General features: G+C 74.7%; 3 protein-coding genes. All 3 read right to left on the bottom strand.

Going from position 1 to position 10,998, the window contains the following annotated elements:
* The coding region (hppD, locus tag RIM90_RS27235) for a 4-hydroxyphenylpyruvate dioxygenase (protein WP_309063405.1) at positions 1-1,087 on the bottom strand (1,087 nt) is incomplete at its 3' end.
* Positions 1,088-1,137: 50 nt separating this feature from the next.
* Positions 1,138-1,353 carry an MbtH family protein gene (locus RIM90_RS27240; RefSeq protein ID WP_106410863.1) on the bottom strand — a complete coding sequence of 72 codons (216 nt, stop codon included), beginning with the start codon at positions 1,351-1,353 and terminating at the stop codon, positions 1,138-1,140.
* Positions 1,354-1,441: 88 nt separating this feature from the next.
* On the bottom strand, positions 1,442-10,998 hold a 9,557-nt coding region (locus RIM90_RS27245), incomplete at its 5' end, for a non-ribosomal peptide synthetase (RefSeq protein ID WP_309063406.1).

Here is a 10,998-nt window from a genome sequence, read left to right on the forward strand (position 1 = left end):
CGTGCTCGGCCTTCTCCGCCTGGACGGCGTCGTACAGTGCGCGGACGTTGCCGCCGCCGAAGCTGTCCGCGCCGGCCCGCTCGATGATCTCGTAGAAGACCGTGCGCCTGGGGTGGACGGTGCGCGTGAAGATCTGGAAGAGCTGGCCGCCGTGGTCCTCGTCGGCGAGGATGCGGGCTTTGCGCAGCTCGGCCATCGAGTGGCGGTTCAGCTTCAGGCGCTGCTCCAGCCGGTCGTAGTACGTGTCGGGGGTGCCGAGGAAGACGATGCCGCGTTCGAGCATGCGGTCGACGGCGGTGACGATGTCGGTGGTGGCGAAGGCCAGGTGGTGCACGCCGCCGCTGCCGTGCCGCTCCAGGAAGTCGCCGAGGTGACCCGCGTCGTGCTCCGGGCTCGGCGCGAGGATGGTGAAGGTGAGGTCGCCGGCGGGGCTGCGGACGGCCTTGGAGTCCATGGCCTCGGTGCCCTGCACCATCAGTTCCTCGTAGACGGACGCGTAGCCGAAGACCCGCTCGTAGTAGCCGGTGCTCTCGGCGAGCTGCCCCATGGGGACGCTGACGGCGACGTGGTCGAGGACGGTGAGCCCCACCGGCTCCCCGGACACCTCGGCGGGCTCGGCCACCGGCTCGAAGCCGGGCAGCGGGACGGCCGTGTCCGTGTGGCCGGCGGGCCGCTGGACCAGGGTGTGGCGTACGTCGTCGAAGCCGGCGGCGACGGCGGCGGTGACCCAGCCGTCCCGCTCCGCGGGCTCGGCGAGGGGCACGGCGGAGCGGGAGACGGCGTCGGCGAAGGCCTCGCGGGCGTCAGCGGCGCTCAGCGCGATGTCGGCTATGCCGTCACCGTGCCGCGCCACGAAGGCGGCGGCCGGGTGGGTGTCGTCGAGCGCCTGGGTGACGACCAGGACGATGCCGGCCTGGCGGAGCGCGAGGGAGCGGGAGGCGCCCTCGGGGCCGCCACCGCGTTCGGCGGTGGCGCAGACCCGGAAGCCGTAGCCGTCGACGAACGCCGACGCGGCGGCCTCGGCGTCGGTGACGTACAGCTCGACGTGGCTGACGCGCAGAGCAGTGGCGGGGGTGTGGTCCGTCATGTCGTTCTCCTCACGGAGTGGGAAAGGGCGGCGGGCGGGGTGAGGGGCGGTCACTGCCCGGCCATGGCGTCGGCCAGGCTCTTCGGCCGCATGTCCGTCCAGTTCTTCTCGACGTAGTCCAGGCACTCCTGACGGCTCGCGGCCGGGAGGGCCACGGTCCAGCCGGCGGGGACGTCGGCGAAGACCGGCCACAGGGAGTGCTGGAGTTCGTCGTTGACGAGGACCAGGTACTGGGCGTCGTCGTTCTCGAAGGGGTTGGTCGTCATGGTCGTGCTCCGTGCTCCGTGCTCGGGATCAGGGGATCGGTGGCGGGGCGGATCGATCCGACCCGGGTCGGGCCGGGGTGTGTCCGGGTCAGGGGGTGCGGGGGCGGTCGGTGCGTTCCAGGCGCCCGGCGACGGCTCGGCCGATCTCGGTGAGGGGGCCGGGGAGCGTCATGTCGTGGTGGCCGCAGGCGACGGGACGTACGTCCAGGTGACCGCCGACGTACGGCGTCCACGAAGCCGGGTCCGGCGCGTCCGCCCCAGGATCCGGTTCGGCGGTGAACAGCAGGACATCACCGTCGAAATGCCGGGGAACGAACTCCCTCTGCAGACGGGCGTGACGGGCGGCGATGCCGGGCCACGCCCGCAGCGTGTGCGGCGGGATGCCGCTGAGGGGCGCGCCCTCGCGCCGCAGCACCTCGCGGGCCGTCTCCGCGTCCACCGGGCCGCCGTCCGCGAGGCCGGGCGCCTCGTGGCCGAGGAAGCGCAGCAGCCCGGCGAGGACGTCGCCGTCCGTCCACTCCTGCGAGGAGGGCCCGTCGGCTTCGGCGGACCCTGCGGCGAGGGTCGCCTCCGGCGGGTAGGAGTCCAGCAGGGCGAGCAGCGCGACCTCCTCACCCGCCTCGCGCAGCCGCACCGCCATCTCGTGGGCCACCAGGCCGCCGAAGGACCAGCCCAGCAGGTGGTACGGGCCTTCGGGCTGGACCGCGCGGATCCGCGCCAGGTAGTCCTCGGCCGTCTCGCCCATGGACGCGGGCGGTTCCTCCGCGCGGGCCAGTCCCCTGGCCTGGAGCCCGTACAGGGGCCGGTCGTCGCCGAGGGTGCGGAGCAGACCGGCGTACGGCCAGCTCAGTCCGGCCCACGGGTGGACGCAGAACAGCGGCGGCCGGGTGCCCGTGGTGCGCAGGGGCAGCAGCACCTCCAGGGCGCGCGCGGACTCCTCGGCCCCGTTCCCGGTACCCCGCCCGTCGCCGGTACGCAGCAGACGGGCCAGCGCCTCGGGGGTGGGTGCGTCGAACAACGAGCGGATGCCCAGGGCGGGTGAGGCACCGGCGGTGGTGGCCGAGCGGATACGGCCCAGCAGCCGGACCGCGAGCAGCGAATGCCCGCCCAGCTCGAAGAAGCTGTCCCCGGGGCCTACCCGCTCCACGCCGAGCACCTCGGCGAACAGCTCGCACAGCAGCCGTTCCTCGGCGTCGCGCGGCAGGCGCCCGCCGCCGGACGCGGTGAACGAGGGCTCGGGCAGCGCCTTGCGGTCCAGCTTGCCGTTCACGGTGAGGGGCAGGTCCGGCAGGGTGACGACGGCCGCGGGCACCATGTACTCCGGGAGGCGGTCCGCGACGTGAGCCCGCAGCAGGGCCGGCTCGACGGAGGCGGAGGCGGGAGCCGGACCGGCGGCGGGCACGGCGTAGGCGATCAGCCGTGCCCCGCCCCGCCCGTCGGACCGTACGACGACGGCGGCGCGGGCGACGCCGGGGTGGGCGCGCAGGACCGCCTCGACCTCGCCCGGCTCGATCCGCACCCCGCGCACCTTGACCTGCTGGTCGGCGCGGCCCAGGTACTCCAGGACACCTCCTCCGGCCTCCGGCCCGGGGCACCCCCGGGCGCGCCAGCGGACCAGGTCACCGGTGCGGTACATGCGTCCACCGCCGGCGCCGTCCGGGTCGAACGGGTCGGCGACGAAGCGTTCGGCGGTCAGCGCGGGCCTGCCGTGGTAGCCGCGTGCCAGCTGCACCCCGGCGAGGTACAGCTCGCCGGTGGCCCCGGGCGGCACCGGACGCAGCGCGGCGTCCAGGACGTACACCCGGGTGTTCCAGACCGGCCGGCCGATCGGCACGGGGCCCGGGGCGTCCGGCTCGCAGTCCCAGTGGGTGACGTCCACGGCCGCCTCCGTGGGGCCGTACAGGTTGTGCAGCCGCACCTCGGGCAGCACGGTGTGGAAGCGGGCCGCGAGGTCGGCGGGGAGTTCCTCGCCGCTGCACACCACCCGGCGCAGTCCGGTGCACCCGGCCGCGGCGGGCTCGTCGAGGAACGCGCCGAGCATCGACGGCACGAAGTGCGCCGTCGTCACCCCTTCCGCGCGTATCAGCTCCGCGAGGTGGGCCGGGTCCCGGTGCCCGTCGGGCCGGGCGACGACCAGGGCCGCGCCGGTGATCAGCGGCCAGAACAGCTCCCACACCGACACGTCGAAGCCGGTCGGCGTCTTGTGCAGCACCCGGTCCTCGGCGGTGAGCCGGTACGCGTCCTGCATCCACAGCAACCGGTTGACGACGGCCTCGTGCGAGACGGTGACGCCCTTGGGCCGGCCGGTGGAACCGGAGGTGTGGATGACGTAGGCGGGGTTGCGCGGGTCGGGAGCGGATGCGGGGGCGGGTGCACACGCCCCGTCGTCGTCGGCGGCGTCCACGACGAGGACGGGCGCGTCGCCGGCGGGCAGCGCGGACCGTGCCGCCACTGCCCCGGTGACCAGAATTCCGGCCGGTTCGGTGTCCTCCAGCAGCAGGGCGATGCGTTCCGCCGGGAGACCCGGGTCGACGGGCACGTACGCGGCGCCCGTTTCCAGGACCGCCAGGAGGGCGACGACCAGGTCGGCGGAGCGGGGCACGGCGACCGCGACACGGGTCTCCGGTCCGGCTCCGGCCCGGCGCAGACGGCCGGCCAGCGCGGAGGCGCGGGCGGCCAGCTCGGCGTAGGTCAGCCGCCGCGTGCCGTGGACGACGGCCGGCGCGTCCGGTGTGCGGGCGGCCTGGGCGGCGAACAGCCCGGGGAGGGTGGCCGGCGCGACGGGCACCGCCGTGTCGTTCCACCGGGTGAGAACCCGTTCGCGTTCCTCGTCGCGGAGGACGTCGAGGGCCGCCAGTCTCCGGCCGGGATCGGCGGAGAACTCCCGCAGCAGCAGGCCCAGCCGGTCCGCCAACGCGGTCACGGCCGCGTGGTCGAAGTGGGCCCGCTGGTAGCCGAGGCGGAGGGTGAGGGCACCGTCGTGAGCTCCCTGGGCGACGATGAGGCTCAACGGGTAGTGGGTGGCGTCCCGGCCCTTCACCCCGGTGAGCCGCGGCCCGGAAGCGCCTGCGCGCGGGGCGAACGACTCCCGGTCGACGGGGTAGTTCTCGAAGACCACGAGGGTGTCGAAGAGGACGGGGTGGCCGGACAGGCGCGTGACCTCGCTCAGACCGAGGTGCTGGTGGGCCGTCAGGGACGACTGCCTGCTCTGGAGTCCGGTGAGCGTCTCCAGGACGGTCGCCCGCGGGTCCAGGGCGACCCGGACCGGCAGGGTGTTGATGAAGAGGCCGACCATGGACTCGACCCCGGCGACCTCCGGCGGGCGGCCCGCGACCGTGGCGCCGAAGACGACGTCGTCACGGCCCGTCATCCGGGACAGCAGCACCGCCCAGGCCCCCTGCACCAGGGTGTTGACCGTCAGGCCCGCCTCCCGCGCCAGCCGGTGCAGGGCCGCGACCGTGCCGGAGGGCAGGTCCAGCGCCACGTGGCCGGGTTCGGCCGCGGGCGCGCCCGACGCCCCGGGGGCGAGCAGCGTCGGCTCGTCCAGTCCGGCCAGCTCGGCGGTCCAGGCGGCACGCGCCCCGTCCCGGTCCTGGACGGCGAGCCAGGCGAGGTAGTCGCCGTACGGGGTGACCGCGGGCAGTCCGGCCGCCGAGCCCCGCGACGCGTACAGCGCGAACATCTCGCGCAGCAGCACGGGCATGGACCAGCCGTCGAGCAGGATGTGGTGCGGCGTCAGGACGAGGCTGTGGCGCTCCTCGCCCAGCTCGACCAGCGCCACGCGCAGCAGCGGAGGCCGCGACAGGTCGAACCGTGCCGACCGCTCCTCCTCGGCGACGCGGTCGCGCCGGACGGCCTGCTCCGCTGCGGGTGTACCGGTCAGGTCCACGGTGCGCCACGGCAGTTCGGGGTCGCGCACGACGACCTGGACGGGGGCGCCGGTGGCGTCGTCGTGCACGAACCCGGCGCGCAGGTTGGCGTGCCGGCGCAGCAGCGCCGTCCACGCCTCGCGCAGGACCGGCGCGTCCAGGGGGCCTTCCAGGTCCAGTACGAGCTGGGCGGTGTAGACGTCGGTGCCCTGGGCGTCGTACAGCGCGTGGAACAGGAACCCGTCCTGGAGCGGGGAGAGCGGGAGGACGTCCTCCAGGCCGGGGTGGGCGGCCTCCAGGTTCTCCACCTGGTGCTGGGTCAGGGGCACGAGGGGGAAGTCGGACGGCGTGTGGCCGCCGTTCCCCGCGCCCGTGTCCGCGAGGGTCCTGAGGGCCCGCAGCCACCGCTCGGCCAGGTCCCGCACCTCCGCCTCGTCGAGCAGCTTCCCCGCCCACGTGAACGTCGCCGACAGCACCGGGCCGTCCGGACCGTCGACCGTGACGGCGTTGACGTCCAGGGCGTGCGCGAGCGGCGTGGCCGGATCGGTGTCGGGTCCCCCCGGCTGTGCGACCGGCGACCAGTCGGACGCGGCGGACGGGGAGGCGGACGTCGTCGGGGTGCGCCCGAGGTAGTTGAAGCCGATCTGGGGCCGGGGGAGACCGGCGAGCGCGGGCGCGGTGCCGGCGTTGAGGTGGCGGAGGAGGCCGTACCCCGTGCCGTCGCCGGGCACCGCCCGCAGTTGCTCCTTGACCCGCTTCACCGCGTCCGCCGGGTCGTCCCCGGAGCCGGTGACGTCGAGCCGTACGGGGTGGACGCGGGTGAACCAGCCCACCGTGCGCGACAGATCGACGTCCGCCCGGCCGGTGTCACGGCCGTGGCCCTCCAGGTCGATCAGCACACCGCCTTCGACGTCGGCGTCGGCCCTGCGAGCCGTACCCCACTGCCGCACGGCGAGAGCCAGGGCGCCGAGCAGGACGTCGTCGACGCCGCCGTGGAAGGCGGCGGGGACGGACGACAGCAGCGGGCCCGTGTGCGCACCGGGCAGCGTCACCGTCAGCCGCCGTGCCGTGCCGGCGGTGTCGCACGCGGGGGCCAGGTCGCGGTTGCCGAGCGTCGGCCCGCCGCTTCTCAATACGTCCTGCCAGTACGGGAGTTCAGCGCTGACCTGCGGGTCATGTGCTTGCTCGCGGAGCAGTCCCGCCCAGCGCCGGAACGACGTGCCCACCGGGTCGAGCCGCACCGGCTCACCGGCGGCCACCGCTTCCCACGCCTGCCGCAGGTCCGGCACCAGGATGCGCCACGACACGCCGTCCACGGCGAAGTGGTGCACGGTCAACAGCAGCCGGCCGGAGTCCTCGGGCCCCGCGTCGAACCACACCGCCTGCACCGTCACGCCCGACTCCGGCGCCAGCCGCGCCACCGCCGCCCGCGCCTCCCCGGCGATGTCGGCTTCGGCCGCGGGAACACGGCGCACGCACCGGGCCGCATCGACCGAACCCCGCTCACCCACCTCGGACGCCCAGTCGACGGACACCCGCAGCCGCAGCGCGTCGTGGTGGTCGAGCAGTGCCTGCACGGCCGCCGTCAGCCGCTCCTCGCCCAGCCCCGGCGGGACCCGGAGCAGCACCGACTGCTGGAAGCCGGCCGCCGTGCCCCGCCAGTCCCGCAGCCAGCGCATCACCGGAGTCGGCTCCACCGGACCCGTGCCGTCGTCCTCGGCGGCGTCCGCCGGTTCCTCGCCGGCGGTGCGGCAGACCTTCGCGAGTGCGGCCGGTGTCCGGTGCTCGAAGACGTCGCGCGAGGTGAGCACCAGACCGGCCCGCCGTGCCCGGCTGACCAGCTGGATCGACATGATGCTGTCCCCGCCCAGGGCGAAGAAGCCGTCGTCCACGCCCACGCTGCCGAGGCCCAGTACCTCCGCGAACAGCGTGCACAGGGTCCGTTCCGCGGGAGTGCGGGGTGCTCGTCCCGCGCCCGCCGTGCCGGTGAAGTCGGGCACGGGCAGAGCCGCGCGGTCGAGCTTGGCGTTCGAGGTGATCGGCAGCGCGTCGAGCAGGAGGATGTCGGAGGGGACCATGTACTCCGGGAGTCGTTCGGCGAGGGCCGCCCGGAGTGTGCCGGTGTCGGGGACGCGGCCTGGTTCGGGCACGACGTAGCCGGTGAGGTGTTTGGCGCCGGAGGGTGCCTGGTGCACCAGGACGACGGCGTCGGCGACTCCGTCCTGCCGGCCCAGGACGCCCTCGATCTCGCCGGGTTCGATGCGGAAGCCGCGGATCTTCACCTGCTGGTCGGCGCGGCCGAGGAAGTCCAGTACTCCGTCCGGTGTCCAGCGCACCAGGTCTCCGGTGCGGTACATGCGGGTACCGGCCGGTCCGAACGGGTCGGCGACGAAGCGCTCCGCGGTCTGGGCGAACCGGTTCAGGTAGCCGCGGGCCAGCGCGTCACCGGCGATGTACAGCTCCCCGGGCGCGCCGGGCGGCACCGGACGCAGCCGGCCGTCGAGCACATAGGCGCGCATGCCGTCGCGGGCGCGGCCGATGGGAACGCTGCCCGGCACCCGGGCCGCGTCGCGCAGGGTGTGCTGGGTGGCGAACAGGGTGATCTCGGTCGGGCCGTAGATGTCGGTGACGGCCGTGTCCGGGCACGCGGTCAGGACACGCCGCACGGACGCCGACGAGACCACGTCTCCGCCGGTCAGCACCTCGCGGACGCCGGCCAGGCAGCCGGGGTCCTCCTCCGCCACCACGCGGAAGAGCCCGGCGGTCAGCAGCAGCGAGGTCACACCGTGGGTGCGGAGGGTACGGGCGATGGTGGGGACGTCGAGGTCACCGGGTGGTGCGACGACGACCTCGCCGCCGCCGAGCAGGGGCATCCACAGCTCATAGGTGGACGGGTCGAAGCCGTACGGCGAGTGCAGCAGCACCCGGTGCGGGCGCGCGTCGGCACCGGACGCGGCACCAGTGCTCCAACGGCGGTCGGTGGCCAGGCTCACCACTCCGCGGTGGGTGATCTCCACGCCCTTCGGCTCGCCGGTGGAGCCGGAGGTGAACATCACGTAGGCGGCGCTGTCCGGCAGGACGCGCGGGGCGGGCACCTGGACGGCTGCCTCCTCCGGTCGGTCGTCGTCGCCGATCACGACCTCGTGCTCGACGCCGGGCAGTCTGCCGGCGGCCGTGCTGCCGTCCGTGATCACGACGCGGCATCCGGTCAGCCGTGTCATCGAGGCGAGCCGGGCCTCGGGCAGTTTCCCGTCGAGGGGCACGTAGACCGCTCCGGCCTTGAGCACTGCGAGGACCGCCGTCACGACCTCGGGCGATCGCTCCATCAGCAGCGCGACCCGCTCCTCCGGGACGACGCCCAGGGACAGCAGCCGCGCCGCGAGCCGGTCCGCCCGCTCGTCCAGTTCGCGGTACGTGCGCACGCCGCCGTCCCAGCGGACGGCCACGGCCTCCGGCGTCCGCGCCACCTGTGCGGCGAACGCCTCGGCGACGCTCGTCGCGGGTCTCACCGAGTCCGCGTCGACGTCGTTCCAGTCGGTCAGGATGCGGTGCCGCTCCTCGGCCGTGAGGACCTCGACGGTGCCGGACGGGCGGGCGGGGTCGTCGGCGAGCGTCCGGAGCAGGGCGAGGAACCGTCCGGTGAGCGTGTGCGCGGCCTCCTCGGTGAGGAGGTGCGGCATGTAGTGGAGCCGCAGCCACAGTCGGTCGTCGTCGCGGAGTCCGGCGGCGAGGGTCACCGGGTAGTGGGTCGCGTCGTGGACCTTCGACCCGCTGACGGTGAGGCCGGAGGAGGGGACGGCCCCTTCGGCGACCGGGTAGTTCTCGAAGACGACGAGGCTGTCGAAGAGCCGCGGCAGGCCGGACAGCCTGTTGATGCGGCTCAGGCCGACGTGCTGGTGGGCCAGCAGCTTCGACTGGGCGTCCTGGACGCGCAGCAGGAGATCGGCCAGCCGTTCGGCCGGATCGAGGACGACCCGGACCGGGAGGGTGTTGATGAACAGGCCCGCCATGGACTCGATGCCGGGTATCTCCGGCGGACGGCCGGAGACCGTCGTGCCGAAGACGACGTCGTCGCGGCCGGTCAGCCGGGACAGCAGCAGCGCCCAGGCGCCCTGCACCAGGGTGTTGACCGTCAGGCCGCGGTCGCGCGCCAGCCGGCGCAGCGCCGTCACGGTCGGCGCGGGGAGGTCCGCGCCGATCCTCGCGGGCACGCCGGGTGCGCCGGCGACATCGGTCGGGGCGTCCGGGACCAGCAGGGTCGGCTCCTCGACCCCGTCGAGCGCGTCCGCCCAGGCCCGCTCGGCCGCCTGCCCGTCCTGGGCGGCGAGCCAGGCGAGGTAGTCGCTGTAGGGAGTCGGCGGCGGCAGTTCCGCGCCGACGCCACCGGCGTACAGGGTGAAGAGTTCCTTCGCCAGGACGGGCACCGACCAGCCGTCGAACAGGATGTGGTGGTTCGTCAGCACCAGGCGGTGGCGGGTGTCTCCCAGGCGGAGGAGGGTGAGGCGCATGAGCGGTGCCTGCGCCGGGTCGAGGCGCTGTGCGCGCTCCTCGGCGGCCGTCCGGCCGGCCTCCGCCTCCGCGTCCGCCTCGGGCAGGGCGCGCAGGTCGACGGTCCGCCAGGGCAGTTCGGGGTCGCGGACGACCACCTGGACGGGCACGCCGGCCGTGTCGGGTACGAACGCGGCCCGCAGGTTGGCGTGCCGGCGCAGCAGCGCCGTCCACGCCTCGCGCAGCGTCGCCCCGTCCAGCCGTCCTTCCAGATCGAGTTCGACCTGGGCGGTGTAGACGTCGGTCCCCTCGTGGTCGTAGACGGCGTGGAAGAGCAGGCCCTCCTGGAGCGGGGAGAGCGGCAGGACGTCCTCCAGGCCGGGGTAGGCGGCCTCCAGGGTCTCGACCTGCTCCTGGGTGAGCGCCGGTACGAGGGGGAAGTCGGACGGCGTGTGGCCGCCGTTCTCCGCGCCCGTGTCCGCGAGGATCTCCAGCGCCCGCAGCCACCGCTCGGCCAGGTCCCGCACCTCCGCCTCGTCCAGCAGCCCGCCCGCCCACGCGAACGTCGCCGACAGCACCGGCCCCTCGGGGCCGTCCTTCGCGATGGCGTTGATGTCGAGCGCGTGCGGCAGCGGCGTCGTCGGACCCTCGAGGCCGCCCGGCCGGTCGAGCGGCGTCCAGTCGGCCGCGGATCCCGGGGACGCCGACACGGAGACCGTACGGCCCAGGTAGTTGAAGCCGATCTGGGGCTCGGTGAGCGCGGCCAGGGCGTCCGCGGTGCCGGTGTTCAGGCGGCGCAGCAGGCCGTGGCCGAAGCCGTCGCCGGGGACCGCCCGCAGCTGCTCCTTGACCCGCTTCACCGCGTCCGCCGGGTCGTCCCCGGAGCCGGTGACGTCGAGTCGTACGGGGTGGACGCGGGTGAACCAGCCGACGGTACGGGAGAGATCCACGTCCGCGCCGACGCGGTCGCCGTCGCGGCCGTGGCCCTCCAGGTCGATCAGAACTCCGTCGGCGGCATCGGCGCCGCGCGCCTCGCGCCACTGGCGCACGGCGAGGGCCAGCGCGCCCAGCAGGACGTCGTTGACGCCGCCGTGGAAGGCGGCGGGGACGGACGACAGCAGCGGTGCCGTGCGGGTCTCCGGCAGCGTCACCGTCAGGTGGCGGGCGGTGGCGGTGGTGTCCTGCGACCGGTCCAGCGGGCGACGGCCGAGCGGAGGCTCGTCGGCGCCCGCCAGGTCCGTCCAGTACGGGAGTTCCGCCAGTAGCGCCGGGTCCTGCGCGCGCTCGC

Source organism: Streptomyces sp., from assembly GCF_031181555.1.
Taxonomy (GTDB): Bacteria; Actinomycetota; Actinomycetes; order Streptomycetales; family Streptomycetaceae; genus Streptomyces; species Streptomyces fimbriatus.